General features: G+C 68.2%; 16 protein-coding genes. All 16 read right to left on the reverse strand.

Going from position 1 to position 17,365, the window contains the following annotated elements; genetic code table 11:
• Positions 1–48: 48 nt before the first annotated feature.
• The gene (locus tag AC2ITM_RS05860) at positions 49–627 is read right to left on the reverse strand and encodes a CvpA family protein (RefSeq protein WP_486468888.1); all 579 of its coding nucleotides are present in this window, start codon (positions 625–627) and stop codon (positions 49–51) included.
• A gap of 29 nt (positions 628–656) precedes the next feature.
• Positions 657–2,024 carry a DNA repair protein RadA gene (gene radA / locus AC2ITM_RS05865; protein ID WP_486468889.1) on the reverse strand — a complete coding sequence of 456 codons (1,368 nt, stop codon included), beginning with the start codon at positions 2,022–2,024 and terminating at the stop codon, positions 657–659.
• Positions 2,025–2,184: 160 nt separating this feature from the next.
• The gene (locus AC2ITM_RS05870) at positions 2,185–2,964 is read right to left on the reverse strand and encodes a DNA repair protein (RefSeq protein WP_486468890.1); all 780 of its coding nucleotides are present in this window, start codon (positions 2,962–2,964) and stop codon (positions 2,185–2,187) included.
• A 170-nt stretch (positions 2,965–3,134) separates the two neighbouring features.
• Positions 3,135–3,482, reverse strand: coding sequence for a hypothetical protein (locus AC2ITM_RS05875; protein ID WP_486468891.1), 348 nt, complete (start codon positions 3,480–3,482; stop codon positions 3,135–3,137).
• The gene (locus tag AC2ITM_RS05880; RefSeq protein ID WP_486468892.1) at positions 3,479–4,225 is read right to left on the reverse strand and encodes an ABC transporter ATP-binding protein; all 747 of its coding nucleotides are present in this window, start codon (positions 4,223–4,225) and stop codon (positions 3,479–3,481) included. Before AC2ITM_RS05880 ends, AC2ITM_RS05875 begins: the two co-directional genes overlap by 4 nt.
• Positions 4,222–5,007, reverse strand: coding sequence for an MlaE family ABC transporter permease (locus tag AC2ITM_RS05885; protein WP_486468893.1), 786 nt, complete (start codon positions 5,005–5,007; stop codon positions 4,222–4,224). The genes AC2ITM_RS05880 and AC2ITM_RS05885 overlap by 4 nt, the downstream gene beginning before the upstream one ends.
• Positions 5,007–6,050, reverse strand: coding sequence for an alanine racemase (alr, locus tag AC2ITM_RS05890; RefSeq protein WP_486468894.1), 1,044 nt, complete (start codon positions 6,048–6,050; stop codon positions 5,007–5,009). The genes AC2ITM_RS05885 and alr overlap by 1 nt, the downstream gene beginning before the upstream one ends.
• A 246-nt stretch (positions 6,051–6,296) precedes the next feature.
• Entirely contained in the window at positions 6,297–7,196 is a 900-nt protein-coding gene (locus AC2ITM_RS05895; protein ID WP_486468895.1) for a DUF1194 domain-containing protein, read from the reverse strand.
• A 230-nt stretch (positions 7,197–7,426) separates the two neighbouring features.
• On the reverse strand, positions 7,427–8,911 hold the full coding sequence (locus AC2ITM_RS05900; RefSeq protein ID WP_486468896.1) for a replicative DNA helicase: 1,485 nt from the start codon (positions 8,909–8,911) through the stop codon (positions 7,427–7,429).
• A gap of 279 nt (positions 8,912–9,190) precedes the next feature.
• On the reverse strand, positions 9,191–9,868 hold the full coding sequence (locus tag AC2ITM_RS05905; protein ID WP_486468897.1) for an orotate phosphoribosyltransferase: 678 nt from the start codon (positions 9,866–9,868) through the stop codon (positions 9,191–9,193).
• Positions 9,869–10,006: 138 nt separating this feature from the next.
• Complete coding sequence (pyrC, locus tag AC2ITM_RS05910) at positions 10,007–11,044, reverse strand: dihydroorotase (protein ID WP_486468898.1); 1,038 nt, start codon at positions 11,042–11,044, stop codon at positions 10,007–10,009.
• A 40-nt stretch (positions 11,045–11,084) separates the two neighbouring features.
• Positions 11,085–12,026 carry a phosphoadenosine phosphosulfate reductase gene (locus AC2ITM_RS05915; RefSeq protein ID WP_486468899.1) on the reverse strand — a complete coding sequence of 314 codons (942 nt, stop codon included), beginning with the start codon at positions 12,024–12,026 and terminating at the stop codon, positions 11,085–11,087.
• 104 nt (positions 12,027–12,130) lie between these two features.
• Positions 12,131–13,168 (reverse strand): glycosyltransferase family 2 protein, encoded by a 1,038-nt coding sequence (locus AC2ITM_RS05920; protein ID WP_486468900.1) that lies wholly within the window; start codon positions 13,166–13,168, stop codon positions 12,131–12,133.
• Complete coding sequence (locus AC2ITM_RS05925; RefSeq protein ID WP_486468901.1) at positions 13,168–15,561, reverse strand: glycosyltransferase family 2 protein; 2,394 nt, start codon at positions 15,559–15,561, stop codon at positions 13,168–13,170. Before AC2ITM_RS05925 ends, AC2ITM_RS05920 begins: the two co-directional genes overlap by 1 nt.
• Positions 15,558–16,190, reverse strand: coding sequence for a sulfotransferase (locus tag AC2ITM_RS05930; RefSeq protein WP_486468902.1), 633 nt, complete (start codon positions 16,188–16,190; stop codon positions 15,558–15,560). The genes AC2ITM_RS05925 and AC2ITM_RS05930 overlap by 4 nt, the downstream gene beginning before the upstream one ends.
• Positions 16,187–17,245: a glycosyltransferase family 2 protein gene (locus AC2ITM_RS05935; protein WP_486468903.1), complete on the reverse strand. Its 1,059-nt coding sequence runs from the start codon at positions 17,243–17,245 to the stop codon at positions 16,187–16,189. Before AC2ITM_RS05935 ends, AC2ITM_RS05930 begins: the two co-directional genes overlap by 4 nt.
• Between the last annotated feature and the right edge of the window lie 120 nt (positions 17,246–17,365).

Below are 17,365 nucleotides of genomic sequence, written 5' to 3' on the forward strand. Positions count from 1 at the left end.
GATCCATGCCCGCTAGATGGACGATCCGGGGCCGGGGTTCAAGGGGGGTCAGCCGTTGGTCGGGGTGGTCGCGGGCGCCGGGCAGTAGCCGGTCAGGTTCTCGTATTGCTGGGTGACCCAGCCGAGGGCGCGCTCGGGGTTCTCGTCCTTGATCTTCTGCGAAAGGTTGGCAAAGACCACGGCGGAACGGGATTTCTCGACCAGTTCGATGTCCTGATCGGGCAGGATGGTGTTGTAGACAAAGAAGGCGATGGCCACCAGCAGGATGCCCCGGGCGATGCCGAAGACAAAGCCCGCCGCCTGGTCAAGCCCGCCCACCACCGAACGCTGCACCGCCGAGGAAAACAGCGGCACGAACAGCGACACGATGGCCAGCACCACGGCGAACAGCAGACCGAAGGCCGCGATCACCGACAGCTCGCAGCTGCCCGCCAGCATGTCGCCCAGCACCGGGATCTCCTTGACCAGGGGCACGACCTCGGGGGCGAAGATGAAGGCGACGATGGCGGCCGCCACCCAGCCGACGATCGCCAGGACCTCGCGCAGGAAGCCGCGGGCATAGGCCAGGATGGCGGAAAGGAAGATGACCGCCGCGACGATCGCGTCGATGATGGTGAAGCCGTCCATATGGTGCGTTGCTCCGTTTTGCTATGGCGCTAGCCTGCGCCGAAGATTTCGCCCACGAAGCTTGTCAGATCCGCCATGCGGGTCAGCTTCAGCCCCGCCCCGGCGCCGGGTTTTCCACCGGCCGGGGCGATCGCGGATGAGAAACCAAGTTTCGCCGCCTCTTTCAACCTGTTTTCCGTCTGGCCCACGGGCCTGAGAGCACCCGAGAGCGAAATCTCTCCGAAGACGACGCATTCGGCGGGCAGCGCGGTATCCTCGCGGGCAGAGAGCAGGGCGGCTGCAACCGCAAGGTCAGCGGCGGGTTCGCTGATCTTCATGCCGCCCGCCACGTTCAGATAGACGTCGAGCCCGGCGAAAGGAATGCCGCAGCGCGCCTCGAGTACCGCCATGATCATCGCCAGCCGCCCGCCGTCCCATCCCACGGTGGACCGGCGCGGCTGCGACAGCGGCGAGGGCGCGACCAGGGCCTGGATCTCGCACAGGACGGGCCGGGTGCCCTCGATGCCCGCAAAGACCACCGAGCCGGGGCTGGGTTGCCCGCGTTCCGACAGGAACAGCGCCGAGGGGTTCGACACCTGGGCCAGGCCCATGCCGGTCATCTCGAAGACGCCGATCTCGTCCGCGGGGCCGAAGCGGTTCTTGACGGCGCGCAGGATGCGGAACTGGTGGCCACGCTCGCCCTCGAAATAAAGCACGGTGTCGACCATGTGTTCGACGACGCGGGGGCCGGCGATCTGGCCTTCCTTGGTGACATGGCCCACCAGGATCACGGCCGAGCCGCGGCGCTTGGCGAAGGTCGTCAGCTCATGCGCGGCGGCGCGGACCTGGCTGACCGAACCCGGCGCGCTGTCGACGGTATCCGACCACATGGTCTGGATCGAATCGATGATCACCAGATCGGGGCGTTCCTCGTCCAGGGTCGTCAGGATGTCCCGCAGCGCAGTATCGGCGCCCAGTTTCACCGGCGCGCTGTCGAGGCCCAGCCGCTGGGCGCGCATCCGGACCTGGGCCGAGGCCTCTTCGCCCGAGATGTAAAAGGTCTTGAGGCCGCGGTTCGCGAAGGCGGCGGCGGCCTGCAGCAGCAGGGTCGACTTGCCGATGCCGGGATCGCCCCCCACCAGCACCGCCGAGGCCGGAACCAGCCCGCCGCCCAGCACGCGGTCAAGCTCGTCCAGCCCCGAGGCGGTGCGCGGCGGCGGGGTTTCCCGGGAGCCGAGATCGGTCAGCGCCACCTTGCGGCCGCGCGCGGCCCCCAGGCTGCGCCCCGCGGGGCCCGAGGACAGTGGCACGTCCTCGGAGATCGAATTCCAGGCGCCGCAGGCGTCGCAGCGCCCGGACCATTTGTTGAAGGAGGCGCCGCATTCGGCGCAGGAGAAGGAGGTGACGGGCTTGGCCATGCGGGCGTTGTGCCCGAGCGGCGGGGGGGCGTCAAAGGGTTTGCGGGGGGGCGCGGGAGGAGAGGCGGGCGCGGGACCGGAGAGGGCGTCAGGGGGCGCTGCCCCCGTCGCTGCGCGACCCCCCCGGCATATTTGTGGAAAGATGAAGCGGGGGGCCGCGTCATTCGGCGGGCACGCGGTTCAGGCTGGCGCGGCTGAGGCGCGGGTCGAGCGGTTGCACCGTGAGGCCGCGCGCGGCCAGTTCGGGCAGGATCTCGGCGAGTTCGGCGCGCAGGCGGGCGACCTGGGCCTGAGCCACGCTTTCGTCCAGGGCGACGGCCTCGGTGTAGCGGCGCAGTTCCTCGGTGCGGGCCTTTGCCTCGGACAGGCGGGTTTCGAAGGTTGCCATCTCTTGCTGGCGTTCGCGCAGGAAGGCATGGGCGCGGGCCATGGTGGCGTCGGAATAGACCTCGGCCAGGTCCTGGGAAACCTGCGACATCTGGGCGGCGGCCTCGAGGATGTCGGGCTCCAGCGCGCCAAGGTCGGGGTGGCTGCGCAGCCAGACCAGCCGCTCGCGCACCGCATCATACTGTTCCGTCATGGTGAAGTTGCCGGCCCGGTCGGCGGCGTGGGCGGCCACATAGGCGCGCTGTATGTCACGCATCGACAGGGCAAAGCGGCGGTGCGAGGTTTCCAGCACCAGGATGCGGGCGCTGGCCGGGATATAGGCGCAAAGCGCCACCGCCAGCACCGTCAGGCCGATCTGCAGGGCCGGTCCGGCCTGCAGCGTCTGCGTGCCGTAGCCCAGGGTCAGCGCCGGCCAGGGCAGCAGGCCGAAGGCCGCGAGCAGCGTCGCGGCCGTCAGCCCGAGCGCCAGCAGAGCCAGCAGGGCCGTCGCCAGCATCTGGGCGGAAGTGACGAAGACGGTCCTGCCGGACGAAAGGGGGACGGATCGGGTCATGACGGCTCCTCTGCGGCGGGGGCGGCGGGTTTCCGCCGCGGCTAAGAGCAAACGGGGCAGAAGACCGCCGGGTTCCGGCCCGGAGCGATTTCCGCTTACCTAAGGTCATCATACACCGAAGCGGACGCGACTCAGCGTAGATTTTGAGCGGAATGGGGAAAGTGTGGCCGTCAGGCCGCGATCCAGCCGGCGACCAGGGTGGCGGCCAGCACCGCGCCCAGGGCGAAAACGGCGAAATCGGGGGCGCGCCAGTGATCGCCATGCAGCGAGCGTTGCCAGTCCCAGAGCGTCAGCGCAAAGAGCACGAGGCCCGCAAGGCGGGGGCCGGCGGTGGTCAGCGGATCGGGGATCAGCTGGGTGGCGGCCGCCAGCGAGAAGCCCAGCCAGACCAGCGCCGCGAACAGCCCCGGCCGGGGATGCGGGCCCAGGCGCACCAGAAGGGCCACCCCGGCCATCACCGGGATGAGCCAGACCGCGAAAAGCTGCACCATGGCGATCATGGGCAGGGGGGTGCTCACCTGACGGCCTCGATCGGGCCCTCGGCCGAGCCCGAGATGAACTGGCTGACATAGGGGTCGCCCGAAGTATCGAGCTGCGACACCGGGCCGGTCCAGCGGATCTTGCCGCCGTGCAGCATCGCCACGTTGTCGGCAATCGCCCGCACCGAGGTCATGTCATGGGTGATGGTCATGGCGGTGGCGCCCATCTCGGTCACGATCTCGCGGATCAGGTCGTTGATCACCCCCGACATGATCGGATCGAGGCCGGTGGTGGGCTCGTCGAAAAAGATGATCTCGGGGTCGGCGGCGATGGCGCGCGCCAGGCCCACGCGTTTCTGCATGCCGCCCGACAGTTCGGCCGGAAGGCGGTCGGCGACATCGGGCTTCAGACCGACGCGGCGCAGCTTTTCGATCGCGATCTCTCGCGCTTCGGCCTTGGGCCGCTTGAGGCTGCCGCGCAGCAGGCGGAAGGCCACATTCTGCCAGACGGGCAGCGAATCAAACAGCGCTGCGCCCTGGAACAGCATCCCGAAGCGTGCCAGGAAGGCATCGCGGTCGCCCTTGTCGGTGTCGCTGCCATCGACGGTGATGCGGCCCGCGTCGGGCTGCACCAGCCCCAGAACGCATTTCAGCAGCACCGATTTCCCGGTGCCCGAGCCGCCGATGATCACCATCGAGGTGCCCTTGGCGATCTCCAGGTCGACGCCGCGCAGCACGGCATTGGACCCGAAGGTCTTTTCCACTTTTTCCAGCCTGATCATGCCGAGAAGAACGCCCCCGTGAGCAGGAAGTTGGTGGCGAGGATCAGCACGGAGGCGGCCTCGACCGAGGATTTCGTCGCTTCGCCCACACCCTGCGCGCCACGCCCCGAGTTCATGCCCGAGTAGCAGCCGATGGTGGTGGCGATGACGCCGAAGGCCGCGCCCTTGACGAGCGACGAGATGATGTCGAGCGGTTCCAGGAAGTTGACGGTGTTCTGCACGAAGACCGCCGGGTTGAAGCCCAGCGTTTTCACCGCCACCGTGAAGCCGCCCAGGATGCCGACGATATCGCCCAGCCCCACCAGCAGCGGCACGGTGATCAGCCCGGCCAGCACCCTCGGCACCGTCAGGTATTTCATCGGGTTGGTGGACAGGGTGACCAGCGCGTCGATCTGTTCGGTCACCTTCATCGTCGCGATTTCCGCCGCGATCGAAGAGGTCACGCGGGCGGCGATCATCAGCCCGACCAGGACGGGGCCCAGTTCGCGCACCATGCCGATGGCGACGATCTGCGGCACCACGGCCTGGGCGTCGAACCGCGCGCCGCCGGCATAGATCTGCAGCGTCAGCGCGCCGCCGGTGAAGATGGCGGTCAGGAAGACCACCGGCAGCGACAGCCAGCCGACCTGGAACAGCGCCGAGACGAACTCCCGCCCATAGAAGGGCGGGCGCACCAGATGCGAAAGCGTTTCGGCAAGGAACGAGACCACACGCCCCACCAGGGCGAGAAAGCTCAGCGTAGCATGGCCGAGGCCGCCAAGGAGGCGCAGTGGCAGGGTCATCAGCCGAGGTAGCTCCTCTTGTAGCGGTTGCCGAGGTCCACCAGCAGCTCGTAGCCGATGGTGCCCGCGGTATCGGCCAGCACGTCGATGCCCTGCTGGTCGCCCAGCAGCGTCAGCGCGGCCGGCACCTCGAAGGGCAGGTCGGTCACGTCGACGGTGATCAGGTCCATCGAGATCCGCCCGATCAGCGGGCAGGCATATTCGCCGGCCCACAGCACGGTGTCACGGGCGATGGCGCGGTGGATGCCGTCGGCATAGCCCGCCGCCAGCGTCGCCACCAGCGAGGGGCGCTCGGCCGTCCAGGCATTGCCGTAGCCCACGGTCTCGCCGGCATCGACCTCGCGGGTCTGGATCACCGGCAGATCAAGGCGGACCACCGTCGCGGCCTGTTCGAACGGGCGGCCGCCGTAAAGGCCGATGCCCGGACGGGTCACGTTGCAGTGGTACTCCGGCCCCAGCAGGATGCCACCCGTCGCCGACAGCGACAGCGGCACGGCGGTGCCGGCGGTCATCTCGCGGAAGGTGCGCAGCTGGTGCGGGTTCATCGGGTGGTCGGGCTCGTCCGCGCAGGCGAGGTGCGACATGATCAGCGTCGGGTTCTGTGCCAGCGCGATGTCGCGCAGCGCCGACCATTCGCCGAATTCCATCCCGAGCCGGTTCATCCCGGTATCGAGCTGGACGCCGAACGGCTGCCCCGGCAGCGATTCGAGCTGCCGCAGCAGCTGGTCGGCCGAGTTGATCATCGGCGTCAGCTGGGCTTCGGCGATCAGCTTGGTATCGCCCTCCATGTGACCGGAGAGGATGTTGATTTCAGGTCCCGGGCCAAGGGCGCGGCGCAGGATCACGCCTTCCTCGGATGCGGCGACGAAGAAGCGGCGGGCGCCTTCGGCGGCCAGTCGCGTGGCGACACGTGCGACGCCAAGCCCGTAGGCATTGGCCTTCACCACGGCGCCCGTCTCGACAGTGTCGGACGAGGCCTGGTCAAGAGCGCGCCAGTTGGCGGCGATGGCGTCAAGGTCGATGGAGAGGAATGCGGTGCTCATGCTGCTTTTTGGGAGTCGTCTGTGCCTTGTGCAAGCACAATACGAAAGCACGCGGCCCGGTGCCACCCCGTTCCCGGCGGTCCGCCGCCGGGGCAGGCCCGTCTTTGGTCGGTCACGGCCCGGATTTTGCCCCGGCCCGGGTCAAAGGCCGGGGCAAAAGCGGGGCCGGGGCTGCGCGGGCAGCCGTCCGGGCGGGGGCAGGTCGCGGTCATGTGACCGGCGGTGCCGTGCCGGGGTCTGCCCGGATCAGGGTTCCCAGGCCTGGCGGAAGCTGTCCCAGGTCTTTTCGCCGACCAAGCAATCATAGCTTTCCTGCGGCGCGGTGCCGGCGATGGGAAGAAGGCGCGCCTCGGCCGGCGGGGGGGGGAAACCTGCGGGCCTGGCGGGCGAAGAGTCCTGGCCCGGCGATTGGGGAGGGGGCGCTTGCGGGCCAAGATCGGCGATTTCCATCACCAGCTTGCGGCGCACCGCATGGGCGAATTCGTTCCAGTCATGCACCGCGACCACAAAGGCGCCCTGGCCGCCGATCACGCAGTCGCGGTAATAGGCGTCCAGATCGGTGATGGTCCAGCGGCTGCCGACGCCCTCATCCGTCATCAGCGGCAGGCCGTTGATGGTGATACCCTGGGCCAGCAGCCGGTTGCGCGCGGGCGTCACCGGATCGCCCGAATTGTTGGGCCCGTCGCCCGACACGTCCACCACCTTGCGCAGCCCTTCGTAGGCATTGCGGGCAATGGTCTGCCCGGCATAGTCCAGCGCCGAGGAAATCGAGGTCCGCTGCATGCCGTAGGGGCGGCTGTTCATCAGCGTCAGCGCCACCTGCTGCGCCTCGTCCCGGGTGCCGATGGTGGTCCAGTCGACGACAACCCGCTGGCTGCCCGGCCCCGCCCATTCGACGTAGCTGACCGCGATCCGCCCCAGCAGACCCTGCCCGATGACCGAGATCACCTCGTCCGAGGTCAGGGCGGCGGCATAGCCGTGGCGCTGGATCTCAAGCTCGTTCGCGGTCATCGACCGCGACACGTCCACCATCAGCGCCAGTTCCACATCGACCTCGACCTTGGTCGGGTCATAGCTGAAATCGGCCGTCTGGGCGGCCACCGGCAGGGGGGAAAGCAGAAGCAGGGACAGTACGATATGTCGCATGAGGCAAGTGTCCGGTCGCTGTGGCAGGGCTGGTCAGCGCATGTGCTGCGCTGCAGCAGTCCCCGGTCAGGGACCGCCAGAGATGCTCAAGGAACTAGCCATTTTAGCTTAACGCGAGATTTCGATTTCGTCCATTCACCGTATTTCCGGTGAAATCGCGGAAAACGGACAAAGGCGCCTGCCCGTTTTTCGGGCGGCGCCTTTGCTGCAACTGCGAAACGATGGGGGACTCAGTAGTCCGGCTGGTCGTTCTGCCAGGGTTTGACCAGGTTGCCGAAGCGGGTGAAGCGGCCCTCGAAGGACAGTTCGACCGTGCCGATCGGCCCGTGACGCTGCTTGCCGATGATCACCTCGGCCTTGCCATGCAGGCGCTCCATGCGCTGCTGCCAGGCGGCCATCTCGTCCAGCCGGTCATCCGAGGGCTTTTCGCGTTCGACGTAATATTCCTCGCGGAACACGAACATCACCACGTCGGCATCCTGTTCGATCGAGCCCGATTCCCGCAGGTCCGACAGTTGCGGCCGCTTGTCCTCGCGGCTTTCGACCGAACGCGACAGCTGCGACAGGGCGATGACGGGGATGTTCAGTTCCTTGGCGACGGCCTTCAGGCCCATGGAAATTTCTGCAATCTCCTGCACGCGGTTCTCGGCGGTGCCGCGGCACAGCTGCAGGTAGTCGACGATCAGCAGGTCCAGCCCATGGGTCCGCTTCAGCCGCCGTGCCCGCGCCGCCAGCTGGGAAATCGGCAGGGCAGGCGTGTCGTCGATGTAAAGCGGGCAGGCTTCCAGCTGCTTGGCGGCCTCGACGAAGCGGCGGAATTCCTCTTCGGTCATGTCGCCCTTGCGGATCTGCTCCGAGGGCACCTCGGCCGCTTCCGACAGGATACGCGCCGCCAGCTGCTCGGCGCTCATCTCCAGCGAGTAAAAGCCCACGACGCCGCCGTCGATGGCGCCTTCGGTGCCGTCATGCTTGATGCCGCGCTTGTAGGCCTTGGCAACGTTGAAGGCGATGTTGGTGGCCAGCGAGGTCTTGCCCATCGAGGGACGCCCGGCGAGGATCAGAAGGTCAGACGGGTGCAGGCCGCCCAGCTTGCGGTCCATGTCCATGAGGCCGGTCGAGACACCGGCCAGCCCGCCCTCGCGCTGGTAGGCGGCATTGGCGACGTTCACCGCATCGGTCACGGCCTTCAGGAACGACACGAAGCCCGATTCCGACTGGCCCTGTTCCGACAGCTTGTAAAGGCGCTGTTCGGCCTGGACGATCTGCTCCTTGGGATCGTTTTCCACCGCGACCCGGCTTGCCTGGTCGGCAATGTCGCGGCCCAGCTTCATCAGCTCGCGCCGCACCGCCAGGTCATAGATCATCTGCGCATAGTCACGCGCCGCGTAGGACGACACCGCAGCCCCCGCCAGCTTCGCCAGATAGGCCGGTCCGCCCAGTTCCTTCAGGCCCTCGTCATCGGCCAGGAAGGCCTTCAGCGTCACCGGAGAGGCCAGGTTGTTGCGCGCGATCCGGGCGGCCGCGACCTCAAAGATGCGGGCATGGACCGGGTCGTAGAAATGCTTGGCGTTGATGATCTGCGCGATGCGGTCGTAGATGTCGTTGTTGGTCAGGATGGCGCCCAGCAGCTGCTGTTCGGCCTCGACCGAATGCGGCATCGCCTCGGTGATATCGGTGGTTTCGCCCGTGGCGTTGAAAGTCGTGATCTCGTTCATGCCATCCCCGATCTGCCTGCCGGCCCGCTCTTGTCTTTTCGGACGAAGGCTGCCTGACGCCCTGCGACAGGCCCCCAGACCCGCGCTGTCCGTGATCGCCCGGTTCTACAGAAGCCCGGGCGCGCGGCCAATGTATAAATCTCTGTGGATAACCTGTGGAGAACCGCGCCGCCCCACATTCTGTGGGCAGGTCCCGCTTCGGGTCAAGATCTGCGCGGGCCCCGGGGGAAGACCGGGGGCCCGGCAGCAAATTTTCGCTATCTGCCCTGCGGGCCGGGATCAGCCCTTGCGGGCGTCCTGCCAGGCGCGCGGCGCGTTCAGGAACTTTTCGACCTCGTCGAGGGTCGCAGCGCTGAAGGCCTCGCGTTCGCGGGCGACGGCCAGCACGTCCCACCAGGTGCACAGGTGGTGCAGCTCGACGCCGTGCTCGCGCAGGTTCTCGCGGGTGCCGTCGAAGATGTCGTAGAAGAAGATCACTGCCGTGTGGCCGCATTCGGCGCCGGTGTCACGGATGGCATCGACGAAGGACAGCTTGGAGCCGCCATCGGTGGTCAGATCCTCGACCAGCAGGACGCGCTGGCCCTCGGTCATGGCGCCCTCGATGCGGGCATTGCGGCCATAACCTTTGGGCTTCTTGCGCACATAGGTCATCGGTAGAGCCATGCGCTCGGCCACGAGGGCGGCGAAGGGAATGCCCGCGGTTTCGCCACCGGCGATGTTGTCGAAGGCCTCAAGACCGGCGCCGCGCATCACGGTGCAGGCCAGGAAATCCATCAGCGTCGAGCGGATGCGCGGGAAGGAGATCAGCTTGCGGCAGTCGATATAGGTGGGCGAGGGCAGGCCCGAGGCCAGGGTGAAGGGCTCGTCGGCGTTGAAATGCACGGCCTTGATGTCCAGCAGCATGCCGGCGGTCAGGCGCGCGATTTCTTCCTTGCTCGGGTAGGCGCTGGGGATCATGTCATGTCCTCTCGATGGTCTGTTTCATCTTTCCAAAAATATGCCCGCCGGAGGCGTTCCCGGGCCCTTGGCCCGGGGATTGGGCCGCGCGCTGCGCGTCCCAGCCTCCGGCGGAGGTATTTGGAACAAGAAAATGGGTCAGTCGGCCACGTGCCAGGCCGGGGTGAAGCCCGGATCGAAGACGGTGACGGGGCCGTCGCCGCTGTGGATCTTGGCGGGATAGTCCTTGGGCGCGCGCAGCAGGGTGATGGTGTCCTGGTTCACCGGCAGGCGGTAAAAGGCCGGGCCGTTGAGCGAGGTGAAGCCTTCGAGGCGGTCGAGGGCGTTCTCTTCCTCGAAGACATGCGCCAGGATCGCCATGGTGTTGGTGGCGGTGAAGCAGCCGGCGCAGCCGCAGGCGCATTCCTTGGCCGGGTCCACATGCGGCGCGCTGTCGGTGCCCAGGAAGAAGCGCGCATCGCCCGAGGTCGCGGCCTTGCGCAGCGCCTGCTGATGGGTGGCGCGTTTTGCGACCGGCAGGCAGTAGTAATGGGGCTTGATGCCGCCCACCAGGATGTGGTTGCGGTTGATCACCAGGTGGTGCGTGGTGATCGTGGCGCCGAGGTTGCCCGTCGAGGCGCGCACGTAATCCGCCGCATCCGAGGTGGTGATATGTTCCATGACCACGCGCAGCTCGGGGATTTCCCGGCGCAGGGGATCGAGGACGGTGTCGATGAAGACGGCCTCGCGGTCGAAGATGTCGACCTCGGGGGTGGTGACTTCGCCATGGGTGCACAGCGGCAGGCCGACCTCGGCCATCTTTTCCAGCACCGGGATCACCTTGCGGAAATCGCGCACGCCCGAATGGCTGTTGGTGGTGGCGCCTGCCGGGTAGAGCTTGACCGCCTTCACCAGGCCCGACTGTGCCGCGGCCGCGACATCGGCGGGATCGGTGTCCTCGGTCAGGTAGAGCGTCATCAGGGGCTCGAAGGTCATGCCTTCGGGCAGGGCCGCCAGGATGCGCTCGCGGTAGGCGGCGGCCTGGGCGCCGGTGACGACGGGCGGCACCAGGTTCGGCATGATGATGGCACGGGCGAAATGACGCGCGGTTTCGGGCAGGACGGCCCCAAGCATCGCGCCGTCGCGCAGGTGCAGGTGCCAGTCATCGGGGCGGCGGAGGGTGAGGCTCTGGGTCATGGCGCCGCTTTACGGCAAAGCGGCGTGAAGCGGAAGAGATTTACTCGGCCAGGCGCTGGCGCAGCGGGCGCGGCCGTTCGGCGCGGGCACGAAAGCGCGGCAGGTCGAGGCGGCGCGCCACGTTGGCTGCCACCACGTCGGCGCGGGCGGTATGGCCGGCCTCGTCCAGGCGCGCCATCAGGCGGCGCAGGTAGGGCACATGGTTGCGCCGCAGCCGGAAGGCCCGGGCAAAGCCGCGCGGCGTCAGGCTGCCCTCGGCCGCGGCCAGCAGCAGCGGATGCAGCAGTTCCATCGACAAGAGCGCCCCCTGCAGCGCGTCGCCCATGTGGCGCAGGCGCAGTTCCGTGACATGCGGCCGGGCAAAGAGCGCGGCATGCATCGCATCGAGCGCCTCGTCGGGGTCATAGAGCAGGAAGGCGCGTTCGGCCGCCTCCAGCATCTGCGGGGCATAGCCGTAGCGATGGGTGAAATCGAGGCGCCGGGCCTCGGGAAAGCGGTCGTCCCAGCCGGCGCGGGCGGGGCTGAGCGTGGCCTGCGGCTGGATCGCCAGAACGGTCGCGGCGGGGCTGGCGGCGGAATAGGCGCAGGCGGCATAGCCGCAGGGCCCGGCGCCGTGGAACAGCACCGTGTCGAACTGGTCGAAAAAGCCGTCCTCTTCCAGCGTGTCGAAGAAATCCGCGATCTCGGGGGCGCGGAACCAGGTGTCGTGCTCGGCGCCAAGGCACAGGTGCGACCAGCCCGATTCCTCGACCAGGTGCCAGCCCAGCGGCTGCGCACGCTCGCCCAGCGAGCGCATGGCCGGCACCGTTTCGAAGCTGACCAGAAGGGTGCGGCCGCCGATCAGGAAGCTGGCGAAATGCCGGGGCCCCAGCGGATGGAAAAAGCCCCGGCGGCGCGACACCGCCGCGACCTCGCGCAGCCAGGCGCCGGGTGGCAGCCCCGCCAGGGAAGGAAGCCTTGCGCTGTCAGTCTCCGGGGCCATCCGATCCTCCGCCGATCCGGGCCGCGGGCTGCGGCCCTGTCATCTCGCCCAAACAACCTTAACCAGATGTTTCCGAAATCGGCAGGGGATGAGAAAAATTTTCGTCACTCGGATGCGCCCAGGGCGTGGTGCAGCATCAGGCGGGCCTGGTCCGGGGTCAGAGCGCGACTGGGGGGCGTCATCAGAAGCCGCGTGAAGAGCGCCCGGTAAGGTTCCTGTTTCATGAGGGTTTCATAGCGCGCGTGGCGCCAGGCGACGGCCGCGTCATGCAGGCTTTGCAGGGCCGGATCGGCGGCAAGGCGGGCGCGTTCCACCGCAACCTGCGGGCCGAGGGCGTTGATGGAGGCATCCTCCTCTTGGTTGAGATTTCGTTCCACCCAGTAATCCATGCCCAGCAGATCGCCGCTGTGGACGGCGCGGCCGCGGTCGACCTTCAGCAGGTAGCTTTCCAGCGCGCCAAGGGGGTAGTGGTTCAGCTGCGCCAGACCGTGATTGTCGCGCCCATAGGGCGAAAAGATGCGCTCGCGCGCGTAGCTGTCGGGCAGGCGGCGGCCGTGGCCATCCCACCATTGCACCTGCGGCAGGCGGGCGGGATCGGGGGCGCGGGGGCGGTGGATGCCGGGTTTGCGATAGCTGCCGTCGTTGCGGTAGAGCGTCTTGAACATCGCCAGCCGCCAGGGCCAGTGGATGATCCGGGGCGCGGCGCGGCGGAACTGCTGCGGCACGGGGCGGTCTTCGTAGGCGATGACCCCGGCATTGCCGAAGACGCGCCAGGTCAGCGGGATGGCGGTGGCCTGCGGCAGCGCGGCGATCAGCGCGGGCAGGGTGTGGTCGCCGGTGTGGACATTGACGAATTCGTCGATGTCGAGCGGCAGGATCCAGTCGGCCGCCTGCAGCAGCGGGTCCTGCGCCGCGCGGTTCATCGCGGTGAACTGGATGCCGCGGCGGTCCCAGGGGGCGGGGTTCGGGCAGTGGCGCAGCAGGCCCAGGGCCTGCAGGCGATCGGCCATGGCATCGGTGCCGTCGGTGCAGTCATTGGTGAAGACCAGCAGATCGGTCAGGCCTGCGGCGCGGTGATGGGCCAGCCAGTCCAGCAGGAAGGCGCCCTCGTTCTTCAGGCACAGGATCCCCAGGATGCGCATCAGTGGCCCATGGCCACCGGGGCGGAATGGCCGGTCTGCTCGACCGTCAGGGCGAAGGCGGCGCGTTCGGTGGCGGTCAGCTTCAGCTTCAGCGCCTCTTCGTACAGCTGGTGGAATTCCGGGATGCCATGCAGTTCCTCGACCTTGGCGCGGTGCCAGGCAAAGCCCGCCTGGTGCAGCGCTGCCAGCGTCGTGTCGGCCTTCAGCCGGTCCAGTTCCGCCTGCAGGCGCGGCAGGTTGCGCATGATGGTGATGTCGCGGTGGTCGTTCCAGTCCATCCGCAGCCAGTAGGAATAGCCGATCGAGCGGTCGACATGCAGCGCGCGCCCCCGCTGGCGCTTGACCAGGAAACTTTCGGCCGAGCGCAGCGCGTAGTGGTTCAGTTGCAGCAGGTCATACCCGACCGAGGCCTTGGAATTGCGCCAGCCGTTGCGCAGCGCCTCGGGCATGGGCTGGCCCGATCCGTTGACCCAGTGGACCTGCGGCGCGCGGCCTTCGTCCAGCTTGTTGGGCCGGTGGCAGGACAGCTTCTGATAGGCGCCGATGTTGCGGTACATGGTCTTGAACCCCCACGAGGTATGGGGCTTGGGGCAGTATTTCGGCGCACAGCTGGCGAATTGCGCGATGACGGGGCGGTCCTCCAGCAGGGTCACGCCGTCATGGCCGAACAGGCGCCAGGTCATGGCGATGTTGGTGGCCTCGGGGACGCGCGACAGGAAATCGTCCAGCGTGCCGTTGCCGCAGCGGATGTTGACGAATTCGTCGACGTCGAAATGCGCGATCCAGTCGGCATTGCGGATCACCGGTTCCTCAAGCGCGCGGTCCAGCGCCCATTGCTGGGGCGAATTGCCCTGCCAGCCGTCGTTGTTGCGGTGCTGCAGGATGCCCATCTGCTGCAACCGGTCCAGGATCTGCGTCGTGCCGTCGGAACAGTCGTTGGAAAAGATCAGGAAATCGTCAAAGCCGATCGCCCGGTGATAGGCCACCCATTCCAGGATGTAGGGCGCTTCGTTCTTCATGCAGGCGACGACGACGCGGCCGGTGCGCCCGGGCGCCCGGCGGCGCGGCGGCAGGGCGGTGAAGGGGGGTGCCTCGGCATCCTCCTGAACCGAGCCCAGCCGGTCATGCGGGGCGAAGGGGCCGGTGCGCAGGTGGTGAAAGCGGGTGATCGCCTCGGGGGGCAGGATGCGGCGGGCGGTCTCGCTCAGGGCGCTGTCGTCGGCGGGGGCGGGGCCGGGGGCGGTTTCGGCGCCCGACAGATAGGCCTCGGCCTCGGCGGCCTTGTTGTCCTGGTCGGCATGGTCGATGTGCCAGCGGAAGGCCAGCAGGTATTGCGAGGCGCGGAAACCGCGGGTGGGTTCTGGTTCCTCCCAGGGGCCGTCGTCCTCGGGGGGCGGGGGCGGGATCAGCACCCGCGCCAGATCCGGCCAGCGCGACAGCAGCGCGGCATTGCCGGCACCGAAACGCGCGCAAAGCGGCGCCAGCGTCCCGGGATCAAGGGCGGGGCCCGGCACCGACAGTTCCCCCAGCAGCCGCATCCACAGCTGCCGCGGCAGGATCCGGCGGTTGCGTTCCAGATACAGCGCCAGCAGCGCGTTCATCCGCCGCGCCCGGGTCAGTGTGGCGGCGGCCAGCGTCACCGGCGGCGCGCTGATCGGCCCCTGGCCCAGATCGCCCGTCAGCCCGAAGCCGTCGCGCAGTTCCTCGGCCACGCGGGGGGAATGAATGATCGCCGGGTCATAGGGGCGCAGCACCATGCTGCCCGCGCCAAAGACCGCCTCCCAGCTTTCGACCAGCCGCGGATAGTCCAGCCAGAACAACGGCGCCTGGGTGCGGGCAAAGCGGGCGGCAAAGGGGTTGGCCTCGGGCAGGTCCTGCAGGCAGGCCTCGCGCCAGTCCTCGTCGGGGCCGATGGCGTGTTCGCGCTCAAGCGAGGTGGTGCGCCCCTCCAGCACCTGCGCCGCCCAGGCCCGCGCCATCATCCGCGCCTGGTGATCGACATGGGCCAGCACGGTGATCTGATCCGACAGTGGCGCCAGCAGCGCCTTCAGCCGCGCCAGTTCGCCCGGATGCATCAGCCCCGTCAGCAGCTGGCCCGCCGACAGGATCAACAGTTCGGGCTGGCGCGTCTCGACCTCGCGCTTCAGATCGGCCGAGACCTCCTGCAGCAGGCCCGCCTGGGCGCCGGGCATCATGTAGCCGCGCGCCAGCCGCAGCGGGTCGATGTTGTGCGGATCCGTCACGGCCATGTAGAGGCGGGTGTGGTTCTTGGCCCCGGGGCTGCGGGCATAAAGCACCCCCTGCGACAGCAGCGCATCGCGGCGCGTGGCCAGCGCGTTCTGCAGCGCCTGGGCGCCGGCGCAATCGGGGCCGATGTGCAGGATGATCCTCATGCGTCCTCCGCCGGGCGGCGATCATTGCGGTTGGCAGTGCCCCACCAGGGCAGGTCGCGCTCCAGAAAGCCCGCGAGGCGCGCCTGCGCATCGGCGGCCGCGACATCCAGTTCCAGGAACTGCGGCGATCCGGCGAAAAGCGCGCGCAGATGGGCATGGTGCCCCTCGATCCAGCGCCTCAGCTGGGCCTCGTCGCTGCCGAACCCGTTGGGCAGGCCGGGCAGGTTGGCGTCCTCCAGCCGGGTCGCCATGTTGGTCCAGCGCATCATCGAGCCCGCCAGCGCCGCCGGATCGCGCCAGGTGGCGACAAAGCGCACCTGCGGATGCAGGTCGCGGATCGCCTGGATCAGCGCGAAATCCATCTGCGGCCAGGCCGAGCGCCCGGCATTCAGGAACGAACATTCCGCCACCGCGTCGAATTCGCCCAGCCCTTGCAGCGGATCGCCCGAGCCGTAGAAGCCGCGGTACATCACCAGCCCGACAAAGTTGCGCCACAGGGCCGCATCCACCGTCTGGCCGCGCCGGATCCGGTGATCGGCGACCGTCAGCCCCGCAGCCTTCATCGCCTCGGCAAAGCTGGTGGTGCCGGATTTCGGCAGACCGAGGTTGACCACCTGCATCCGGCTCATGGCAGGGTCCCTGCGGTGACCTGCGCCTGGCTCACGCCCAGGGCCTCCAGCAGGTCGGTTTCGGCGGCGGGCAGGCGGGGGGCGGCGCGCAGCTGGTCGCGCAGCGCCGCATAGCCCGCCTGCTGCAGCAGCGCCTGCGCGCGGTCGCGGTGCCAGGCACAGGCGGCCTCGTGCAGCGCGGCTACCCCGGGCAGGGCCTTCAGCGCGGCGATCCCGGCCTCCAGCCCCGGCAGGTTGCGCAGGACCGAGCGGTCGCGCCAGTCGGTATCGGCACGCTCGCGCCAGTAGCTGTCGTCGAAGGCGCGGTTGTCGCGGTTCACATCGCCGCGGTCGTTCTTCACCAGATAGCTTTCAAGCGAGCGCAGCGCATAATGGTTCAGCGTCGCGTGATCGCGCGCGCCCCGGGCCGGAAAGCGGCGGATGCGGCGTTCATTGGCGGCCACCAGGAACTTGTGCGGCACCGCGCGGCCCGATCCGTCGGTCCAGCGCGGGCGCTTCTCCGGCGCCAGCGTCTTGCCGAAGAAGGGCCGGTGGGCGCCATAGTAACGCAGCGGGAAATCGTTGCGCACCAGGGTCTTGACCTCGATCGCCAGCTGGCCGTTCCAGACGTCGGGATTGTGGCAGCGGGTGAACTGGGCGATCACGGGGCGGTCCTCGTAGGCCTCGATCCCGTCATTGCCGAAGAACTGGAAATGCAGGCTGATCGCCTGGGGATCGCCACAGGCCGCGATCAGCGCCGGGATCGTGTGATCGCCCGCGTGGATGTTCAGGAACTCGTCCACATCGGCAATCCACAGCCAGCGCGCCGTCTTCACCACGGCCTCGTCGCGGCAGGCCTTCAGCGCTTCCATCTGGTAGTTGCGCCCCTCGGCGGGGTTGGGGCGGTGCTGCACGATGCCGGCCTGCGCCAGCGCCTCCAGCAGGGCCTCGGTGCCGTCGGCGCAGTCGTTCCAGTAGAACAGCTGGTCCGTCACCCCGATCAGCCGGTTCCAGGCGATCCATTCCAGCAGGAAGGGCCCCTCGTTCTTGACGCAGGTCACGGCGGTGATGCGCATGCGCTCTCCGGTTTCCCTCATAAGGCGTGTTTCATCATGGATCGTGCCGCATAAGGTGTCCTTCGGTCAATCCATCCCTTGACCTTGGCCGCGCCCGGTGCAGGCTGAAACAGCATCCCG

It is taken from the genome of Pseudooceanicola sp. NS-SX9, from assembly GCF_057380705.1.

Excerpts from the sequence above, each read along its gene's own strand:
- AC2ITM_RS05860 (WP_486468888.1), bottom strand. The coding sequence starts at position 627 with ATGGACGGCTTCACCATCATCGACGCGATCGTCGCGGCGGTCATCTTC.
- radA (WP_486468889.1), bottom strand. The coding sequence starts at position 2,024 with ATGGCCAAGCCCGTCACCTCCTTCTCCTGCGCCGAATGCGGCGCCTCC.
- AC2ITM_RS05870 (WP_486468890.1), bottom strand. The coding sequence starts at position 2,964 with ATGACCCGATCCGTCCCCCTTTCGTCCGGCAGGACCGTCTTCGTCACT.
- AC2ITM_RS05880 (WP_486468892.1), bottom strand. The coding sequence starts at position 4,225 with ATGATCAGGCTGGAAAAAGTGGAAAAGACCTTCGGGTCCAATGCCGTG.
- AC2ITM_RS05885 (WP_486468893.1), bottom strand. The coding sequence starts at position 5,007 with ATGACCCTGCCACTGCGCCTCCTTGGCGGCCTCGGCCATGCTACGCTG.
- alr (WP_486468894.1), bottom strand. The coding sequence starts at position 6,050 with ATGAGCACCGCATTCCTCTCCATCGACCTTGACGCCATCGCCGCCAAC.
- AC2ITM_RS05895 (WP_486468895.1), bottom strand. The coding sequence starts at position 7,196 with ATGCGACATATCGTACTGTCCCTGCTTCTGCTTTCCCCCCTGCCGGTG.
- AC2ITM_RS05900 (WP_486468896.1), bottom strand. The coding sequence starts at position 8,911 with ATGAACGAGATCACGACTTTCAACGCCACGGGCGAAACCACCGATATC.
- AC2ITM_RS05905 (WP_486468897.1), bottom strand. The coding sequence starts at position 9,868 with ATGATCCCCAGCGCCTACCCGAGCAAGGAAGAAATCGCGCGCCTGACC.
- pyrC (WP_486468898.1), bottom strand. The coding sequence starts at position 11,044 with ATGACCCAGAGCCTCACCCTCCGCCGCCCCGATGACTGGCACCTGCAC.
- AC2ITM_RS05915 (WP_486468899.1), bottom strand. The coding sequence starts at position 12,026 with ATGGCCCCGGAGACTGACAGCGCAAGGCTTCCTTCCCTGGCGGGGCTG.
- AC2ITM_RS05920 (WP_486468900.1), bottom strand. The coding sequence starts at position 13,168 with ATGCGCATCCTGGGGATCCTGTGCCTGAAGAACGAGGGCGCCTTCCTG.
- AC2ITM_RS05925 (WP_486468901.1), bottom strand. The coding sequence starts at position 15,561 with ATGAGGATCATCCTGCACATCGGCCCCGATTGCGCCGGCGCCCAGGCG.
- AC2ITM_RS05930 (WP_486468902.1), bottom strand. The coding sequence starts at position 16,190 with ATGAGCCGGATGCAGGTGGTCAACCTCGGTCTGCCGAAATCCGGCACC.
- AC2ITM_RS05935 (WP_486468903.1), bottom strand. The coding sequence starts at position 17,245 with ATGCGCATCACCGCCGTGACCTGCGTCAAGAACGAGGGGCCCTTCCTG.